General features: G+C 63.0%; 16 protein-coding genes. 10 read left to right on the top strand and 6 right to left on the bottom strand.

What is annotated here, in order from left to right; genetic code table 11:
* The first annotated feature begins 68 nt into the window (after positions 1–68).
* The 10 genes from ACI3GR_RS05370 to ACI3GR_RS05415 all read left to right on the top strand — a co-directional run bounded on the left by ACI3GR_RS05370 (position 69) and on the right by ACI3GR_RS05415 (position 11857).
* Positions 69–1526: an AfsR/SARP family transcriptional regulator gene (locus ACI3GR_RS05370; protein WP_407493050.1), complete on the top strand. Its 1458-nt coding sequence runs from the start codon at positions 69–71 to the stop codon at positions 1524–1526.
* Positions 1527–1639: 113 nt separating this feature from the next.
* Positions 1640–2236, top strand: a complete 597-nt coding sequence (locus ACI3GR_RS05375) for an HD domain-containing protein (protein WP_407493051.1) — start codon at positions 1640–1642, stop codon at positions 2234–2236.
* A 153-nt stretch (positions 2237–2389) separates the two neighbouring features.
* A complete protein-coding gene (locus ACI3GR_RS05380) occupies positions 2390–3199 on the top strand; it encodes a helix-turn-helix domain-containing protein (RefSeq protein ID WP_407493052.1) in 810 nt (269 codons plus the stop codon).
* A 97-nt stretch (positions 3200–3296) separates the two neighbouring features.
* A complete protein-coding gene (gene accB / locus ACI3GR_RS05385; RefSeq protein WP_407493053.1) occupies positions 3297–3767 on the top strand; it encodes an acetyl-CoA carboxylase biotin carboxyl carrier protein in 471 nt (156 codons plus the stop codon).
* A 6-nt stretch (positions 3768–3773) separates the two neighbouring features.
* Positions 3774–5132, top strand: a complete 1359-nt coding sequence (locus tag ACI3GR_RS05390) for an acetyl-CoA carboxylase biotin carboxylase subunit (RefSeq protein ID WP_407493054.1) — start codon at positions 3774–3776, stop codon at positions 5130–5132.
* Positions 5129–6595, top strand: coding sequence for a hypothetical protein (locus ACI3GR_RS05395; protein ID WP_407493055.1), 1467 nt, complete (start codon positions 5129–5131; stop codon positions 6593–6595). Before ACI3GR_RS05390 ends, ACI3GR_RS05395 begins: the two co-directional genes overlap by 4 nt.
* Complete coding sequence (locus ACI3GR_RS05400) at positions 6595–7419, top strand: HAD-IIA family hydrolase (protein ID WP_407493056.1); 825 nt, start codon at positions 6595–6597, stop codon at positions 7417–7419. The genes ACI3GR_RS05395 and ACI3GR_RS05400 overlap by 1 nt, the downstream gene beginning before the upstream one ends.
* A gap of 7 nt (positions 7420–7426) precedes the next feature.
* A complete protein-coding gene (locus ACI3GR_RS05405) occupies positions 7427–9418 on the top strand; it encodes an acetoacetate--CoA ligase (RefSeq protein WP_407493057.1) in 1992 nt (663 codons plus the stop codon).
* Positions 9415–10170 carry an SDR family NAD(P)-dependent oxidoreductase gene (locus tag ACI3GR_RS05410; protein ID WP_407493058.1) on the top strand — a complete coding sequence of 252 codons (756 nt, stop codon included), beginning with the start codon at positions 9415–9417 and terminating at the stop codon, positions 10168–10170. Before ACI3GR_RS05405 ends, ACI3GR_RS05410 begins: the two co-directional genes overlap by 4 nt.
* Positions 10171–10231: 61 nt before the next feature.
* Entirely contained in the window at positions 10232–11857 is a 1626-nt protein-coding gene (locus ACI3GR_RS05415; RefSeq protein ID WP_407493059.1) for a thiamine pyrophosphate-dependent enzyme, read from the top strand.
* A gap of 35 nt (positions 11858–11892) precedes the next feature.
* On the opposite strand, the gene ACI3GR_RS05420 is transcribed toward ACI3GR_RS05415, so the two are convergent.
* The 6 genes from ACI3GR_RS05420 to ACI3GR_RS05445 form a co-directional block, all read right to left on the bottom strand.
* Complete coding sequence (locus ACI3GR_RS05420; RefSeq protein WP_407493060.1) at positions 11893–12213, bottom strand: 2Fe-2S iron-sulfur cluster-binding protein; 321 nt, start codon at positions 12211–12213, stop codon at positions 11893–11895.
* Between the two features lie 16 nt (positions 12214–12229).
* Positions 12230–12979: an SDR family NAD(P)-dependent oxidoreductase gene (locus ACI3GR_RS05425; RefSeq protein WP_407493061.1), complete on the bottom strand. Its 750-nt coding sequence runs from the start codon at positions 12977–12979 to the stop codon at positions 12230–12232.
* On the bottom strand, positions 12979–13590 hold the full coding sequence (locus ACI3GR_RS05430) for an HD domain-containing protein (RefSeq protein ID WP_407493062.1): 612 nt from the start codon (positions 13588–13590) through the stop codon (positions 12979–12981). Before ACI3GR_RS05430 ends, ACI3GR_RS05425 begins: the two co-directional genes overlap by 1 nt.
* Before the next feature lie 113 nt (positions 13591–13703).
* Complete coding sequence (locus ACI3GR_RS05435; RefSeq protein WP_407493063.1) at positions 13704–15515, bottom strand: PEP-utilizing enzyme; 1812 nt, start codon at positions 15513–15515, stop codon at positions 13704–13706.
* Positions 15516–15538: 23 nt separating this feature from the next.
* Positions 15539–16621: a PEP/pyruvate-binding domain-containing protein gene (locus tag ACI3GR_RS05440; protein ID WP_407493064.1), complete on the bottom strand. Its 1083-nt coding sequence runs from the start codon at positions 16619–16621 to the stop codon at positions 15539–15541.
* Positions 16618–17868, bottom strand: a complete 1251-nt coding sequence (locus tag ACI3GR_RS05445; protein ID WP_407493065.1) for a cytochrome P450 — start codon at positions 17866–17868, stop codon at positions 16618–16620. Before ACI3GR_RS05445 ends, ACI3GR_RS05440 begins: the two co-directional genes overlap by 4 nt.
* Positions 17869–18011: the final 143 nt, after the last annotated feature.

The following is an 18011-nucleotide window of genomic DNA, read 5'->3' on the forward strand; positions in this document are numbered from 1 at the left end:
GGGCGCCAGAGTGAAACGGCGCCCGATTGTCCCCTGCCGCGACGACACGCCCGTGCTACGTTAGTCGCATGACGTTGTCCCCGACCTTGACCGACCCGCAGCCCCCGGCGCGGCGCAACCTTGCGCTATTTGCCGATCTGCGCGATCAGGCCTTCGTGTCGGGTGCCATCGACCAATTGTGCACCAAGGGCGCGGCGGTCGTTATCTCGGACAACGATGATCTGATCGCCAACCTGCCGCCCGCCCGCGTGCTGCGCTATGCCGAGGTCGGCGCGCATGAAACCCCCATCCGCTTTGACCGCCTGCAGGCCCGCATCAGTGATACGGTTCGCGGTGCCAGTCTGGTTGTCGTGGATATGGCGTGGTGGCTGGCCAGCGTTCATTCCGCCGCCAGTCCCGAAGGCTGGGCGCGGGTCTGCGATGACCTGACCAAGAGCGATGATATGACTGTGCTGTCGGTCTATGACGCCAACCTGCTGATCGCGGATCAGTTTCTGGCGGCCATGCGGGGGCATGAACATCTGCTGGCCCCGTCGGGCATCTATCCCAACCCGCTGTGGATCCCGCCACGGTTAAGCCAGTCGGGGACCTTGACAGAACAGATGACCCATCTGCTGGGTCAGATCGTGCCGGACTATGCAACCAGCGGCTTGCCCTTGGTTCAGGATCGCGATGCGGCCTCGGGCAGTGATCCGAAATGGGCGGGCAGCGCGAAATGGGCGCAACCCCGTCTGACCGGGCCGGATGGGTGGAAAATCTGCTGCCTCGGGCGGCTGCGGGTGTTCATGTCGAACGGTGATCAACTGCGATGGGACATCCCCGGCGGCGCGCCCAAGAAATCCAAAGCGCTTTTTGCGTTCCTGCTGCAGCGGGGTGAACGGGGGGCGCGGGCGACGCAGTTGGCCGAACTGCTTTGGCCGGAAGAGCCGGACGAAGACATCAAACGCAAGCGCCTGCATCACGCTATCGCCATGCTGCGCCGCACCCTTGGCAGCAAGGATCACATCCGCCGCATGGGCGATTACTACGCGTTGGTCCCGCCCGCGAACTCTTGGGTCGATATCACCAGTTTCGAACAATTGTGTAACCGCGCGCACCTGATGACCCATGACCATCAGGACGACCGCGCCATAGCGCTGCTAGAGGCCGCGGACCGCCTGTACGAAGGGGATTTGTTCGAAGATATCGGCGATGAATTCGTTGAAACCGAAGTGGACGACTGGGTGCTGCCGCGCCGGGTCTGGTTGCGCGAAATGGCGATCAAGGTACAGCTGTTCAAGGCGAACATTCGGCACCGCACGGGCCATCTGCGCGAGGCGTTGGACAGTTGCCAGACCGCCCTGAGCATGGACCCCCTGTCCGAGGCCGCGCATGCCCAGATGATGCAAATTTTTCACGATCAAGGCCGCCCTCAGGCCGTGGCGCGGCAGTATCGCCAATACCAGACCAGCCTTGCCCAGATCGACGCCAGTGACGAGGCGTCCGAGCTGTCGGCGCTGTATCATCGCTTGATGGCCAGTGCCTGAGAAACAGCGCCTGAGGGCGAGCCAAAGAAAAACCAAATCGCGCGATCTAGACACCATCTTAACAGTCCCGCCATGGAAGGCCGGGCCGCAAAACATACGGAACAAATCATCTGATGACCCACCACCTGTCCCGATACGATCCCGTCTGGTCCGCGGCCGAACCTTACATGCGCGCACGCAAGAACGACGTGCATATTCCGGTCTGTTTCCACTGGACGCTGAAGCTGCTGGACCACTTTCCGGAGGCCGACCGCGACATCTGCCTTCTGGCTATCCTGCTGCACGATATCGGCTGGTACGCCATTGATATGGAGGAGATTATCGAACAGGGCTTCCGGTCCGACGATATCCTGCATTCCGACGTCCGCTACCGGCACGAGGCCGAGGGCGTGCGCATGGGCCGCGAGGTTCTGGAACAGACCGGCTGGGACGAGGCGGTGATCACGCAGGTCTGCGAAATTATCGACGGCCACGACACCCGCGACACGGCCCGCCACCTGAACGACCGGATCGTGCGTGACGCGGATAAGCTGTGGCGCTTTTCGGTGACCGGGATCGCGATTGCCGCCGATTGGTTCGGCACCACGCCCCGCGGCTATGCCGACCGGCTGGAAACGGAATGGAACAAGCTGGAAACCACCCCCGGTCGCGACATGGCGCGGGACGAACTGGCGCGATCCAGACAGACGCTGATGCTGCACGTGATCTAAGGGACGGTTGCGCGGCGACATCGTGTCGAGCGTGACTGGCGCAGGTGTCCCGCAGCAAATCTGACACTGACCGCGCTTGTCGTTGCACAATAGCGCGAACATGACATCCTGCGGGCGCGTCGAAGTGGCGTCAAATGAAGGGAACTGCGCCAGATGAACGCGTCTCAGGTCAAAAGCATTGCGGCGCTGTCGCGGGGGTTGGATGTTCTGCAATTGCTGCAGGGCCGCGGCCCGCACACGCTGCATGAACTGCATCAGGCGACCAATATCCCCAAGGCGACGTTGCTGCGTATCCTGAAAACGCTCCGCGAAAGCGGCATGATCTGGCAGCGTATGGCGGACGGCGCCTACCTTCCGTCCTTCGCGCTGGCTGCGCTGGCCAGTCGGATCGACCATGAAAACGAACTGGTCGAAATGACATCCCCGGTGCTTAGACAGCTGACGGATGCGGTCAAATGGCCTTCGGTTCTTGCGGTGCCGCGGCTGACCCATATGGAGGTGATCGAGACCAACCAGCGGGAAAGCTATTTCGACAATATACCGCTTGGGCCAGTGGGGTTCCGGATCCCCATGCTCCGCTCGGCCTCGGGGCGGGCGTTTCTGGCCTTTTGCGAGGTGCCGGTGCGCGACGCGATCCTTGATCGGTTGCGCAAATCGGATCAAAAGGGCGACCGGCTGGCCCAGAACGCAGACTATGTCGAACGGTTGATCGCCGAGACGCGGGATCGTGGCTACGCCCTGCGCGACGCGGATTTCGGCGGCCATTTCGACGAAGACCGCCGGGCCGTGGATGACGAACGGGAATCCATCGGGGTGCCGATCCGGCTGGGCGATCATGTCCCCGGCGCGATCAACATCACATGGGCCCGCCGCGCGCTGAGCCGCGCGCAGGGTGTCGAGCGCTTTGCCGGGCCGCTGCAAGAGGCGGCGGACCAGATCAGTCAGCAGCTAACCCGGCGCTGAGGTTTCACCAGGTGGAATCTGACGGGGTGCCGAATTGGCCCTTAACCCGCCAGCGCCTACCGTCCCGGTCAAGAGGAGCGACCACCGGGAGGAGCCGATGAGCGGCCTGACGCGATCTGACATCGACGATATTCTGCGCCTGATCGACAGTTCGGATTTTGACGAACTGCGATTGGAAACCGGGGATCTGAAACTGGAACTGCGCCGCCGTGGGGCAGGGGCCTCGGCCCCCGCGACGCCCCAGCCCGCGCCCGCAGCCGCCCCTGCAGCAGCGCCCGCATCCAAACCCGCGCAGGACGTGGCCGCGCCGGTCGTCGCCTCTGGCGGCGGGTCCGAGGTACCGTCGCCCATGCTGGGCACCTTCTACCGCGCGTCGAAACCCGGCGCGGACCCGTTCATTCAGGTCGGCGACATGGTCAGCGAAGACACGGTCATCGGCATCATCGAGGTGATGAAACTGATGAACCAAGTGACGGCTGGCGTGGCCGGGATCGTCACCGATATCGTGGCGCAGGACGGCAAGCTGGTCGAACATGGGCAGGCCCTGATCCGCGTCCAACCTGCCTGATCTGCCATGACCCCGATCAAACGCATATTCATCGCCAATAGGGGCGAGATCGCGGTGCGCATTATCCGCACCTGCCGCCAGCTGGGGATCGAAACCGTGCTGGGCGTGTCCGAGGCCGACCGCGACAGCCTTGGCGCCCAACTGGCCACCCGCGCGGTCTGCCTTGGCCCTGCGCCGTCGAACCAAAGCTATCTGAAGGTCGGCACGGTGATTGAGGCCGCAAAGGGCACGGGCTGCGACGCCATCCATCCCGGCTATGGGTTTTTGTCGGAAAACAAAGACCTCGCCACGGCCTGCGCTGAAAACGACCTGATTTTTATCGGCCCCAGCCCGGACAATCTAACCGCCGTGGGCGACAAGCTGACCGCGCGCAACCATGCGGGCGACGCGAAGGTGCCGCTGGTCCCCGGTGGCACGATTGAAAGCCCCGAACAGGCGGCAGAGCTGGCGGAACAGGTGGGCTTTCCCATGCTGATCAAGGCCGTATCGGGCGGCGGCGGCAAAGGCATGAAGCGCGTCGACCGTGCCGAAGACTTGGACGCTCAGATCGACATGGCCGGGACCGAGGCGCAGGCCGCCTTTGGGGACGCGCGCGTCTATCTGGAACGCTTCGTCACCGTCGGGCGGCATGTTGAGGTGCAGATCATTTCCGACGGGGAGACCGTGATCCACGCGGGCGAACGCGATTGTTCGGTCCAGCGCCGCTATCAAAAGGTGGTCGAAGAAGCGCCCGCGCCCCAATTGCCACCCAAGCTGCGTCAGGGCCTGCTGGACGCGGCGGTGAAATTTGCGCGTCACATCGGGTATCGGTCGCTTGGCACCGTCGAATTCCTTGTCGATGTAGAGCGCGAGGAATTCTATTTCCTTGAAATGAACGCCCGTATTCAGGTCGAACACCCGGTGACCGAGGCGATCACCGGCCTTGATCTGGTCGCGATCCAGATCGCCATTGCCGAAGGCCGTCCGCTGAAGCTGACCCAAGACGACATAAAGCTGACGGGCCACGCCATCGAATGCCGCCTGAACGCCGAAGACCCAGACCGCGATTTCATGCCGTCCCCGGGCCGCGTGACACAGGCGTGGTTCCCCGCAATGCCGGGGCTGCGCGTGGATACGCATATGCAGGCCGGTGCGATGATCCCGCCGTTCTATGACAGCATGATCGCCAAGCTGATCGCCTATGGCGATACCCGCGACGACGCGGTGGCCACCATGCGCGCAGCGCTGAAGGTCTGCGCACTAGAGGGTATCGCGACCAACGCGGTGCTTCACGACGCGATCATGGGCGACGCGGAATTCCAGAAGGGTGGGGTGGATACGAATTACCTGCCCGGGCTGCTTAAGCGGCGACAGGAGGCATCATGACCAACGTAACGCTGATCGACACCACAGTCCGCGACGGCAACCAGTCGAACTGGGGCGCCACGGGTCTGGACACCGGGATGATGCTGCAGATCGCCCCGGTGATGGAACGGGTGGGGTTTGAATCGATCGATTTCACCACCTCGACCCATATGGCCGTGGCCGTGCGGTTCAAGAAAGAAGACCCATGGGAACGCCTGCGCCTGTTTCGTGAGGCCACGCCCAACACGCCGCTGTCGTTTCTGACCACGGGCATGCGCTTTATCTCTTGGGAAGTCGCCAGCGAAGAGCTGATGGAATTCGCCTTCCGTCTGGTGGTCAACAACGGCATCCGGCGCTTTGCGGTGATGGACCCGATGAACAATGTGCCGTCGATGCTGCGCATGGCCGATCTGACGCGTAAGGCGGGCGGGGAACAGATCGTCGCCGCGTTGACCTTTACCCTCTCGCCCCTGCATGACGACGCGTATTTCGCAGACGCGGCGGGCAAGCTGGCCGGGTCGGGCAAGTTCGAAAAACTCTACCTCAAGGATCCCGGCGGTCTGGTCACCCCGGACCGCGCCCGCACGCTGATCCCCGCACTGACCAAAGTGCTGGGCAATGTGCCGCTGGAATTCCATTCGCATTGCACCATCGGGCTTGCCCCGTTTTCGTATCTTGAGGCCGCGGATCAGGGCTGTCCCTGCCTGCACACCTCCGCCGGATGGGCCGCAGGTGGGACAGGTCAGCCGGGCATGAAAATGACGATCTCGAACCTGCGCGACCTTGGCCATACGGTTGATGTGGATGATGATGCGGTGGCCGAAATGGACGCCTACTTCACCTCTCTGCCCAAGGCCGAGGGCCTGACCCAAGGCCAGCCCGGAGAGTTCGACCGCGCCTATTTCCGCCACCAGATGCCGGGCGGCATGATGGGAACGATGAAACGCCAACTGGCCGAGACCAAGCGCGAACACCTGCTGCCGCAAGTGCTGGAAGAGGTCGAACGTGTGCGCGCCGAGCTGGGCTATCCCATCATGGTGACACCGTTTTCGCAGGTCGTGGGCACGCAGGCCATGCTGAATGTCATCGGCAAGGAAAGGTATGAGACGGTCCCGGATGAGGTCACGCGCTTTGTCCTTGGCCGCTTTGGCACCCCCGCCATGCCCATGGACAAAGAGGTCGAGGCCCGCATCCGCGACAGCAAACGCGCGCGCGAGTTGGAGGACGAACCTGCCATGGCGTCCTTGGATGAGTTGCGCGCGAAACTGGGCAAAGGCCTGAGCGACGAGGAATTCTTGCTGCGCGCCACCATGCCCGGCGAACAGGTCGATGCGATGAAGGCCGCAGGCCCCGCACGCCGCACCTATGACCCCAAGACGCGCCCCACGATGGACCTGATCCGCGAATTGACGGGCCGCAAAGGCCTGACCTCGGTCAAGATTGAGAAAGACGATTTCAAACTGGAACTGAAAGGCGGCGCGTGATGCACAGCCACCCCATTCTGGCCGCCTGTTTCGACATCGACGGCACGCTGGCGATGATGGACAAGGACGCCGGCACCTACGAAGCGCTGCCGGGAGCCGCCGACGCGCTGGCCGCCTGCCGCGCCACGGACCGCCCGGTCGTCGCCTATACCAACGGCACCTTCTTTCCGCCCGCGCATTACTATCCGCTGCTGGCCGACGCAGGCCTGGAATTCGATGACGGGCACATCATCACCCCCGCCGCCGTGGCCGCCAAATACTTTGTCGATCAGGGATACAAACGCATCGTCGTTCTGGGCGGCGACGGCACCCGGGTGCCTTTGCAGGACGCCGGGATCGAGGTGCTGCCAAGCTCTGAGATGCACGACGACGTGGACGCGATCTTTATCGGCTACACCCGCGATTTCGGCGCGGTCGATCTGGAAACACTGGTCAAATCCGTCTGGGCGGGGGCGAAACCCTATACCGCGTCTAACGCGCCAAGCGTGGCGTCCTCTAAGGGCCTGATATTGGGCGTGTCCGGTGCGCTGTCTGCCGCCGTGACCTATGCCACCGATGTGCCTGTGACCGTGCTGGGCAAACCCTCGACCGTGGGCATGGACATGGTGTCGGCCCTGACAGGCGTTCGGGCAGAAGAAACCGTTATCATCGGCGATGACCCAAAGTTGGAAATCATCATGGCCCGCCGCGCAGGTGCGCTGGCCGTGGGTGTGTTGACCGGCCTCGCCGATACCGCCAAATTCAATAGCTTCCCGGCCGAAGAACGGGCCAATATGATCCTGCCTGGGTTGGAAGACCTGACCTCTCAACCCTGGTTCGCATGAGGGCGCTATGACCGACACCGGAGACATCATCTGGCAGGCCTCTGACGCGCGGCTTGAAGCGTCGAATATCACTGCCTACCTCGCGTGGCTGGCCGACCGGGGGCACAGCTTTGAGGGCTATTGGGACCTTTGGCAATGGTCGGTGGATCAGCCTGCGGCCTTCTGGCAATCGCTGTGGGATTACTTCGACATTCTCCACGATGGAGAGATCGAAGAGGTCATGACCGACGCGCCCATGCCCCGGACCCGCTGGTTCACGGGCACGCGTCTGAACTATGCCGAACACGTTCTGCGCCGCGAAAACGACGGTGATCCGACCCGTGTAATGCTGCACCATTCCGCCGAATGCCGCGAGGCTGGCACATCCAGCTGGGCCGAGGTCGGCGGCGCGGTGCGGCGGCTGGCCACCCGGCTGCGTGACATGGGGCTGGGGCCGGGGGACCGCGTGGTCGCCTATATGCCCAACATCCCCGAAACGGTGATCGCCTGCCTTGCGGTGACAGCCATCGGTGCAACATGGTCGTCCGCCGCGCCCGAATTTGGCGCCCAGACCGTCATCGACCGTTTCAGCCAGATCGAACCGACTTTGGTCTTTGCGGTGAACGGCTATCGCTATGGCGGCAAGGATTACGACCGAACCGGCGACCTGACCAAGATCCTGAACGCTTTGCCCACGGCAAAACACCTGGTGATGCTGGATTATCTGCCCGGTGCGTCCGCCGCGCCGCAGTTCACTGGCGACACGCTGACATGGGATGACATGCTGTCTGGCCCCGACATCGCAGCGGCTGATTTCCAATACGAACGTGTGCCGTCTGACCATCCGCTCTGGGTGCTCTTCTCCTCTGGCACCACGGGGCTGCCAAAGCCCATCGTGCATGGCCACCACGGCATCGTGCTAGAGCATTACAAATCCGCCGCCTTCCACTTTGAAATCGCCAAGGGCGGTGCGCTGTTCTTCTATTCGACAACCGGCTGGATGGTTTGGAACACGCTGATGTGGGGGCCGCTGATGGATGGCCGCGCGGTGCTGTATGACGGCCACCCTGCCTATCCCGACGCCCGTCTGTTGTGGCGCATCGCCGCCGATGCCAAGGCCAGTGTGCTGGGCGTCAGCCCCACCTACATCCAGATGGTCCGCCAGCAGGGGATCGAACCGGGGCAGGAGTTTGATCTGTCCGCGCTGCAATCGGTGATGCTGGTCGGATCGCCGTCGACCCCGGAAACCTTCGACTGGGCCTATGCCGCCATTGGCCGCGACATCTGGGCCAGTTCGCAATCGGGCGGGACCGAATTCTGCTCTGGCATTTTGGCCGGCTCGCCTTTGTTGCCCACGCGCGCAGGCGAAATTCAGGCGCCCGCCCTAGGCACCGCCGCCTTCGCCTATTCCGAGGATGGCCAGAAGGTCCGCAATGAGGTGGGCGAATTGGTCATCACCTCCCCCATGCCGTCGATGCCGCTGTTCTTCTGGGGCGACGAGGGGTTCGACCGCTATACCGACAGCTATTTCGACACCTATCCCGGCGTCTGGCGGCACGGCGATCGGGTGATGTTCAACGATCACGGCGGCAGCTTTGTGCTGGGGCGGTCCGACGCGACACTAAACCGGTTTGGCGTGCGCATCGGATCGGCCGAGATCTATCGCACCATCGAAACCTTCCCCCAGATCACCGACAGCCTTGTGGTCTGCATCGAAGAAGAGGGTGGGGGGTATTTCATGCCGCTTTTCGTGCAGATGGCCGACGGTTCAGATCTGGACGATGCGCTGACCAAAGAGATCGTGCAAAGGCTGCGCAGCGAACGCTCGCCCCGCCATGTGCCCGATGTGATCCTTGCCGCACCGGAAATCCCGATGACTCTGACCGGCAAGAAGATGGAGGTGCCAGTACGCAAGCTGCTGCTGGGGGTCGCCCCCGACAAGGTCGCCAGCCGCGATGCCACCCGCAACCCTGACGCGCTGGACTGGTTCGCCAGTTTCGCGGCAAAGCGTCGGGGATGAGCGTTTCGCCCTTTGACGTCACCGGCCGCGTCGCGCTGGTGACCGGGGCCGCGGCGGGGCTTGGGTTTGCCATGGCCAAGACGCTGTCGGATCACGGGGCCAAGGTCGCCTGTCTGGACACGGACGCTGACGCCTTGGCCCGGTGCGAGGCGTTGGACAACACTCTGACCATCCCGGCAGACGTAACGGATGCGCAAGCGATGTCGGCGGCGGTGGATCAGATCGTCGATAGATGGGGCGCGCTGGACATCTGCGTCGCCAATGCGGGCGTGTCGGATCGCCCCGGCGATCTGCTGCACGACACGGCTCCAGCGGAATGGGCGCGCGTGACCCGTGTGAATCTTGACGGTGTCTACAACACGCTGCACCCCGCCTTGGCGCAGATGATCGCCCAAGGCCACGGCAAGGTTATCACCGTGGCGTCGATGTGGGGCCATGTCGGACCTGCGGGCCTGTTCCCGCGCCCCGCGTATGCCGCCAGTAAGGGCGCGGTGGTCAATCTGACGCGAGAGCTGGGCGTGCAATACGCGCCGCACAACATCCAAGTGAACGCCCTGTGCCCCGGCTTTTTTCGCACCGAAGGCCGCCCCCGCACCGAAGAAGCCGCGGCAGCCATGGCCGCCTACACCCCGGCAGGCCGCATCGCCCAAGCGGACGAAATCGCGGGCGCTTTGCTGATGCTGGCATCGCGGGCGTCGGACTTTATGTCCGGCAGTTCTGTGGTCATCGACGGCGGCGTCCTGGCGCGCTGATCTGGCGGTGCCCCGACGCCTGTGGCAGGGTGCGCCGAGCCTAAGTAACAGGAGCCGCCCCATGACCCGTATGACCACCGGAGAGATCCTTGCCGCCAGCCTGAAGGCCAACGGCGTCGATACGGTCTTTGGCATCCCCGGCGCGCATATGTACGACTTTAACGATGCCCTGGCGCGGCAGGACGGCATCCGGTTCATCCATACCCGCCACGAACAGGGCGCGGGCTATATGGCCTATGGCTACGCGGCGTCGACCGGGCGGGTGGGGGCCTACACGGTGGTGCCGGGGCCGGGTCTGCTGAATTCCGGCGCGGCACTGTGCACGGCCTATGGCGCCAATGCGCCGGTGATCTGCGTGACGGGCAACATCATGTCCCACCTGATCGGGCAAGGGCGGGGGCAGCTACACGAATTGCCCGACCATCTGGGCACGCTGAAAGGTCTGACCAAATGGGCCGAACGCATCAATCACCCGACCGAAGCGGCCAGCGTGATGGATCAGGCGTTTGACCAGATGCTCTCGGGCCGCTCGCGCCCGGTGGGGATCGAAGCGCCATGGGATGTCTTTGGCATGGCGGCCGAGGTGGCAGAACCTGCAGCCACGACCCCGACGCCAGCCCCCAAACCCGATCCTGATCTGATCGCCCAAGCCGCCCAGATGATCGCAGCCGCGAAAAACCCGTTGATTATGGTCGGCGGCGGCGCGCGGGACGCGTCGGCGCAGGTGACGGAGCTGGCCCGCCTGATCCAAGCCCCCGTGACCGCCCACAGGCAGGGCAAGGGCGTGCTGGCCGAGGATGATCCCCTGTCCCTGCTGCCGCCCGCCGCATGGCAGTACTGGCAGGATTGCGACCTGCTGATCGGCATCGGATCGCGGCTAGAGCTGCAGCATTTCCGCTGGCGTTGGATGCCCGAGGGGCTGAAGACTCTGCGCATCGACATCGACCCAACGGAATTCGTGCGGCTCAAGCCGGACCTAGGGGTTGTGGCCGATGCCGCCGACGGCGTCGCGGCACTGATCGCGGCGCTGCAGGCCCAGGGCATCACCGCCGACGACCGCAGTGCCCAATGCGCCGACCTTCGCGACGCGGCGACCGAGGCGTTCCGCGCCGTCCAGCCGCAAGAAAGCTATCTGCGGGTCATCCGCGACGCGCTGCCCCGCGACGGGTTCTTCGTGGAAGAGGTCAGTCAGGTCGGATTTTCCGCCCGCATGTGTTTTCCCGTCTACGCACCGCGCCAATACGTGACCTGCGGCTATCAGGACAACTTGGGCTTTGGCTTCAACACCGCGCTTGGGGTCAAGGTCGCCAACCCCGACAAGGCTGTCGTGTCCGTGTCGGGCGATGGCGGGTTCATGTTCGGCGTGCAGGAACTGGCAACGGCCAAGCAATTCGGCATCGGCGTCGTGGCGATCGTGTTCAACAATTCCGCCTATGGCAACGTGCGGCGCGATCAGCAGACCGTCTATGGCAACCGATTGATCGGCTCGGACCTAGAGAACCCGGATTTCGTCAACCTTGCCAAAAGCTTCGGGGTAGAGGCCCACAAGGTGACCAGCCCCGAGGACTTGGCCGAGGTGCTGCCCGCAGCCATCGCCGCCAATCAGCCCGTGGTGATCGAAGTAGAGGTGCCAAAAGGCGGCGATGCCTCCCCCTGGCCGTTCATCCATCCGGCGCCGTTGACATAAAGCGACGGCCCTAGGCCAATCCGGGCTACCGCCAGTTACCGCCCCGTTGCCACCTTGAACACCGCGCCTTCCAGTGCGGGCGTTGCGGTGATCTGACAGGTCAGGCGGCTGTTGTCCTGCGGTTCATTCGCCATGAATTCGATGGTGTCGGCCTCGTCCGACAGCGGGTCTTTCAGGCTGCCGTCGGGCGCGTCGATCACGTAGCAATGGCAGGTCGCGCACATGGCCGACCCACCACATTCCGCGATGATGCCTTCGACGCCTGCATCCCGGGCCGCGTACATCAGCGGCTCGCCTTCCTTGGCGTCGATCTGGCGTTCGGTGCCGCTGGCTTCGATGAAGGTGACTTTGACCATTGCGTGTCCTCGTAGTTCAGATGAATTGCTTGCCGCCGTCGATGATCAGTGTCTGACCAGTCGTGAAGGCAGAAAGGGGAGAGGCGAGGTAAAGCGCGCCGCCGGTGATATCGTCGACCTCGGCATTGCGTTTCAGCGACGCGCGATCAACGCCGTAATTTTTCGCGTCGGCCATCTGGCCATAGCTTGCCTCGGTCAGGGTAAAGCCCGGCGCGATCACGTTGACGCGGATGTTGTCGCCGCCCATTTCCTTGGCCATCACGCGGGTCATCGCGATCACCGCGCCCTTGGATGCCACATAATGCATCCACTGAGGAGACCCCGAAAATACCGTGGCCGAGGCGACGTTGATCACCGACCCGCCACCCGCATCGCGCAGCAGGGGGGCCATGGCGCGGGTGACCTGCCAGACGCCTTTAACGTTCACTTGCATGACGCGGTCCCAGACGTCTTCGTCAATCTCTTCGAACGGGCGGCGTTCCAGCCCGGCATAGATCGCGGCGTTGTTCACCACCACGTCCAGCCCGCCCATCTGGTCCTGCACTGTTTGCGCCAGCGCGCGGCAGCTGTCCGATTGGGCGACGTTCACCTCGGCTGACAGACCACCGATGATGTCAGCCGTTTCCGCAGCCCCGTCGGCGTTCAGATCTGCGGCCATCACCCGCGCGCCCGCGTCCGCAAAGGCCTGTGCAAAGCCACGGCCCAAACCTCCGGCGGCGCCCGTTACCAGAACGCGGGCGTCTTTCAGACCCAGATCACGCATCATTAAGTCTCCAAGTAAGTATCTAGCGCCAGTTCCGCCCGGACCGAGGCGGTGAAGGCCTCGGCTATGGCGCGTCCGGCGGGGGTCAGCATGTTGGGGTTCGACCGCACCTCAAGCATGTCGAGGAATTGCGCGCGGTCCCAGCCGTACCAGCCTCGGATCGTCTTCATGCCGTGGGGCGTGGCGCGCCAGCCCTTGTCGGCGTCTTTCATCACGGCGTCATTGATCGACCGTGCTTCTTTCGTTGTGTCGTGTCCGTCGATGATGGCCAGCACCGCATCGATATCGACCCCATCGGGGCGGTGGCGTTCCAAAATCTCACGCGCGATGTCGACCCCGTGCAATTCGTGGTCACGCACCAGATGGTCGTACCCCGGTTTCTTGTCGATCGCGTCCAGCAGATGGGCCGGATCGATCCGCTTCCAGCCGACGTCGTGCAGAACGACCGCAGGCAGAACCACGCTTTCGTCGGCCTCTGGCGTCAATGCCAGCAAGGCCTTGGCAACCGCATAGGCCACCAGCGTGTGTTCGTCGTTGTTGCGCACATCAAGAAAAGACCGCGCGTCCTGCCAAAGGGCCAGATCGCGCGGCGAGAGGATTGCCGTTGTGGTCATGAAGCCATTCCTTGATGTGATCCGATGCTGAGAGGGTGCACCAGATCGCCTACCTCTCTAGTTGGTCCCTTGGGGCGACGCGGCCGCCCCAAGGCAGGAGTTTTCGTGCCAGATCAGTCGAGGATCGTGACCTTGCCGGTGTTGCCATCAACGCGGATCTTCTGACCGGTCTTGATCCGGGACGAGGCGTTGCCCGTCCCCGTCACAGCCGGCAGACCGTATTCGCGGCAGACGATGGCGGCGTGGCTCATCATGCCGCCGATGTCGGTCACGGCGGCGCTGATCTTGCCAAAGACCGGGGCCCAGGACGGGGCGGTCACAGGTGTGACAAGGATGTCGCCCTTTTGCAGTTCCGACAGCTGGTCGGGGCTGCGCAGAACACGTGCGACGCCTTCGACCGTGCCGGGGGCCGCGGCCATGCCCGACAGGCTGCCATCGTCATCGCCCGTGCTGGTCCATTTCGCAATAGAGTCGGACGTGATGCCGAACAGCATGATCGTGAAGGGTTCGGTGATGACCTCTGGCGGGTTGTTCAGCGCGGGCAGGGGCGCCTGAGACGCCAGCGCGTCCATGATGCCCCGGCGACGTTCGATTTCCGCAGGCCAATAATCCGGGCCCTGATCGTTGGTGCCAATGGCCCAGGACCGTGCCAGATCCCACAGCGCGTCGCGGACTTCGTTGCGGTTCAGATAGAACATGTCGTCCACGGTCTTCCAATAGCCCGCATCGACGAACAGCTGGCTAAGCTCGCGCATCTTGCGCCAGAACACCGACAGCGACCAATGTTCGATGTAGAAGTTGTGGTCTTCCACGTAGGGGAACACGACGCGGGACAGGCCCAGCTTGCCCTCGAACACTTCGCGCGCCTCGTCATCCATCATCTCGGCGTATTCGCTGGTGATGCGGTCGCGTTCGGCCACCAGTTTTTCGGTCGGGCGATCAATCGTTTCGCCCGCTTCCAGACGTTCGATGTAATCGCGCAGATAGCCCATCGGGATATCCAGATGTTCGATCCAGTACTTGTCGGACGAATAGAAGCCGTTGCCTGCGGTAAAGTTGAACCACGGGTCCTGCGCCTCTTTCCACTGTGCCAGCCACTTGTCGCCGCCATCCGCGTTTTCCAGCGCTTTCAAGGCATCATCCACGCTGCCGGATTTGACCACATCGGCCAGACCCAGTTCGATCGCCAGCTTGGCCAGCTTCTTCAGCTCGTCATCCGGGCGGAACAATTCGCTGTCCACGCCCTGCACCATTTTGGCGATGGCCTGATCGGGGATCGAGGGGAATTGTTCTTTCATGAACCCGAAGAAATCCAGATAGGCGGCATAGCCCAAGTTCAGGAATTCAAAGTGGTACTGCCACGTGCGATAGCATTTCTGGATTGCATCGTCATAGGCGGCCAGCAACTCGGTCGTGTTGTCCAGACCGCGGCCTTCCTTGACCCATTCGACCGGCACGATGTCAGGCAGGGGGGCGAAGGAAATGGCGTTCATCTCGTCGATGTTGGCTTTGACCTTCTGCTTCCACTGATCCAGAAGCTCGTTCCAGTTCTGGTAATAATGGCCCGCACGGTCGAGGAAATCGGGCACGCGGGCTTCGATTTCGGACGGGTCGACCGCGATTGGGTTGAAGTAGACGTAGCCGTTCAGGATCCGGTAATCGATGCCGTTCGCGGGCGGCACCTTCAGGTGGCGGGTGTTGTACTGCCCCAGCCCCTTGATCGCGAAATCGACCATGATCGTGTCGAACGGGCGGAAGGGCGTCGGCCAGTGCTGCGAGTTGCAGAACCAGAACTTGCTATCCTCGACGTCGCGCTTGTTCGGATTGAACAGCAGGTAGTAGGGGTAAATGCTTTTCCAGTCCTCGGCGCCCTTCGGGGCCTCCACGTCGTAGGCACTGGGAAACAGCGGTGTTTGTGCGTCCATTCGTATCTCCTCCCTGAATGGTCTTATAACGAGCCGTTTCCGGCCTTCTTGGCCCCGAGCGGGTTGTTCAGCACATTCACGATGCCCAACATGCCCGTGGCATAGGTTGTTTTTGGTTTGTCGGCTTTTTTCTGCGACCAGATGGTTTCCGGACGGCTTTGCAGCGCCAGAAGGTTTTCCCCGTCGGGCAGATCGGCGTCGATGGCCCATTCCACGTCCTGCGGGCATTTGTTCTGCCGTTCCAGACGTTTGGCCAGACGGGCCACAGCCAGAACATCGGCGTCGGACAGGCTGGGCGTTTTGCGGCGGGCTTCTTCTACCTCGCGCTCGATCGCCTCTCCGGCCTCGGCATCGCCGACCATCTCAACGTGCTTGTCCGAAATGGTGCGGTCGACGATCTCCTCCAAAACCTTTTCGACCACGAAGTTGTCGGGCGTCACCACGCCGGACACCACCATTTCGCCCAGACCCCAAGAGCTGTCGATGACGATCCGCGTGCGGTCGCCCGTGCCCGGGTCCAGCGTCATCGCCACGCCAGCGGCGCGGGCGTTGACCATTTTCTGCACGCCAACCGACATCAGCACATCGACCTGCGGGATGTCGTTCTTTTCCCGGTAGGCCACCGCGCGGGTGGTATAAAGCGACGCCCAGCAATCGCGGACATGGTGCACGACCTCGTCCGCGCCGCGCACCCACAGGTAGGTGTCCTGCTGGCCCGCAAATGACGCGTCGGGAAGGTCTTCGGCGGTGGCCGAGGACCGGACCGCGACAGGCATGTTATCCCCCATGGCGGCATAGGCGTCGCGGATGGCCTGTTCGACCTCGGCCGGCATGTGGTGCGACCGGATGCGAATGCGGATGGCCTGCGCGGCGCGGTCGACGTCGTCGATGTTGTCCGGATCGACCTTTTCCAGCGCCCGCTCAATCTCAGCGCGCAGACCGTGGTGATCCAGCATCGCCTGATAGGCGTCCGTGGTCACGGCAAAGCCCGGCGGCACGGCCACGCCTGCTTGGGTCATTTCCCCAAGCGACGCGCATTTGCCGCCCACGCGGTTAAAGTCCGCGTGAGAGATGTTCGAAAAATCAAGGGTATAGAGGTCGTTCATGCCATGCCGTCCCATTCGACCATGACCGATTTCGGCACACGGAAAGTGATGTTGCGATTGTATTCCGGCGTAAACCCGGGGGCGAGCCGCATGGTCGGGAAGCGCGCGACCAGCTGTTCGACCAGCGCCTTGCCTTCCATCTTGGCCAGTTGGAAACCTAGGCAGTAGTGGATGCCATAGCCAAAGGCCAAATGCGTCCGCGCGTTCGTCCGGGTGATGTCCAGCCTTTCGCCCTCGGGGAACTGCGACTCGTCGCGGTTGGCGGACCCGGTGATCATCAGGATCTCGGCCCCTTCGGGCAGGTCGACGCCGCCCACGGTCGCCGCATGGCGTGCCTTGCGCCGCCAGCCCACGACCGATGGGGTAAAGCGCAGCATTTCTTCGACTGCGTTGGGGATCAGTGACGCATCCGCCTTAACCGCGTCCCAAGCACCGCGGTCGCGCAGCGCTTCGATCACGTAATTGCCCATGAAGGTCGAGGTCGTTTCATGCCCCGCAAACAGCGTCGAATATAGAACGCCCGCGATTTCGTCGTTGGTGATGTCCGCCCCTTCGGCCTGAAGGCGCAGCAGGTCCGACGGAAAATCATCGCCCGGGTTTTCGCGGCGCATGTCCAGCAGGTCGTGGATGTATTTCCAATAGGCGACCATGTCATGCGCCACGGGGATCTGTTCTTCGTCCGTCAGGTCCGACCACGTCATCCGCGCGCGGCTTTCGCCGAATTGTTTGACCTTCGGCACGTCCTCATCCGGGATGCCCATCAGGGTGAACAGCACATAGGCCGGGACGGGGTAGGCGACGACCTGCCAGAAATCGACCGGGCCGCCGTTTTTGCCCGCCTCTTCCAGCGCGTCCAGATGGCGTTCCACGATCTCGGCGATCTGCGGTTCGATCGATTTGAACCGGCGCGGGCCGAAACAGCCTTGGGCCACCTTGCGGATACGGGTGTGGTCCGGGGGCACGCGGGCGGTCAGGCCGGAATAGGCGGTGAAGCCACCGTCGGTCAGAACCTTGCGCGCGGCGTCGCACATCGGGCGCATGGGTTTCTGCGCGTTCTCGGACGAAAAGGTTTGCCAGTCATCAAAGATGGCCTTGATGTCGTCGTAACGCGACACCACCCAATAGCCCGACGGTTCGTGATAAAAGATTGGTTCTTCTTCCCGGAACGACTTCCACTGAGCATGCGGTGCGTTCAGATCAAACGGGTCAAAGGCGTCCGTGGACCGGACGCGATCATGAGCGTTCATAAATTCCTCCCAATGGGCCGTTTGGACCCTGCGACTCACCTTAGATACGTCGCTTTGGCTTTTGTTTGGGAAATGGCCTGCCTCGGCGACAGCCGACCGCTCCTCCGGTCTTGTGGATGTCCTTGGGACGGGCGTTTCCTCCT

Source organism: Pseudooceanicola aestuariicola, assembly GCF_045763785.1.
In the GTDB taxonomy this organism is placed as follows: domain Bacteria; phylum Pseudomonadota; class Alphaproteobacteria; order Rhodobacterales; family Rhodobacteraceae; genus Pseudooceanicola.

Excerpts from the sequence above, each read along its gene's own strand:
- ACI3GR_RS05370 (WP_407493050.1), top strand. The coding sequence starts at position 69 with ATGACGTTGTCCCCGACCTTGACCGACCCGCAGCCCCCGGCGCGGCGC.
- ACI3GR_RS05375 (WP_407493051.1), top strand. The coding sequence starts at position 1,640 with ATGACCCACCACCTGTCCCGATACGATCCCGTCTGGTCCGCGGCCGAA.
- ACI3GR_RS05380 (WP_407493052.1), top strand. The coding sequence starts at position 2,390 with ATGAACGCGTCTCAGGTCAAAAGCATTGCGGCGCTGTCGCGGGGGTTG.
- accB (WP_407493053.1), top strand. The coding sequence starts at position 3,297 with ATGAGCGGCCTGACGCGATCTGACATCGACGATATTCTGCGCCTGATC.
- ACI3GR_RS05390 (WP_407493054.1), top strand. The coding sequence starts at position 3,774 with ATGACCCCGATCAAACGCATATTCATCGCCAATAGGGGCGAGATCGCG.
- ACI3GR_RS05395 (WP_407493055.1), top strand. The coding sequence starts at position 5,129 with ATGACCAACGTAACGCTGATCGACACCACAGTCCGCGACGGCAACCAG.
- ACI3GR_RS05400 (WP_407493056.1), top strand. The coding sequence starts at position 6,595 with ATGCACAGCCACCCCATTCTGGCCGCCTGTTTCGACATCGACGGCACG.
- ACI3GR_RS05405 (WP_407493057.1), top strand. The coding sequence starts at position 7,427 with ATGACCGACACCGGAGACATCATCTGGCAGGCCTCTGACGCGCGGCTT.
- ACI3GR_RS05410 (WP_407493058.1), top strand. The coding sequence starts at position 9,415 with ATGAGCGTTTCGCCCTTTGACGTCACCGGCCGCGTCGCGCTGGTGACC.
- ACI3GR_RS05415 (WP_407493059.1), top strand. The coding sequence starts at position 10,232 with ATGACCCGTATGACCACCGGAGAGATCCTTGCCGCCAGCCTGAAGGCC.
- ACI3GR_RS05420 (WP_407493060.1), bottom strand. The coding sequence starts at position 12,213 with ATGGTCAAAGTCACCTTCATCGAAGCCAGCGGCACCGAACGCCAGATC.
- ACI3GR_RS05425 (WP_407493061.1), bottom strand. The coding sequence starts at position 12,979 with ATGATGCGTGATCTGGGTCTGAAAGACGCCCGCGTTCTGGTAACGGGC.
- ACI3GR_RS05430 (WP_407493062.1), bottom strand. The coding sequence starts at position 13,590 with ATGACCACAACGGCAATCCTCTCGCCGCGCGATCTGGCCCTTTGGCAG.
- ACI3GR_RS05435 (WP_407493063.1), bottom strand. The coding sequence starts at position 15,515 with ATGGACGCACAAACACCGCTGTTTCCCAGTGCCTACGACGTGGAGGCC.
- ACI3GR_RS05440 (WP_407493064.1), bottom strand. The coding sequence starts at position 16,621 with ATGAACGACCTCTATACCCTTGATTTTTCGAACATCTCTCACGCGGAC.
- ACI3GR_RS05445 (WP_407493065.1), bottom strand. The coding sequence starts at position 17,868 with ATGAACGCTCATGATCGCGTCCGGTCCACGGACGCCTTTGACCCGTTT.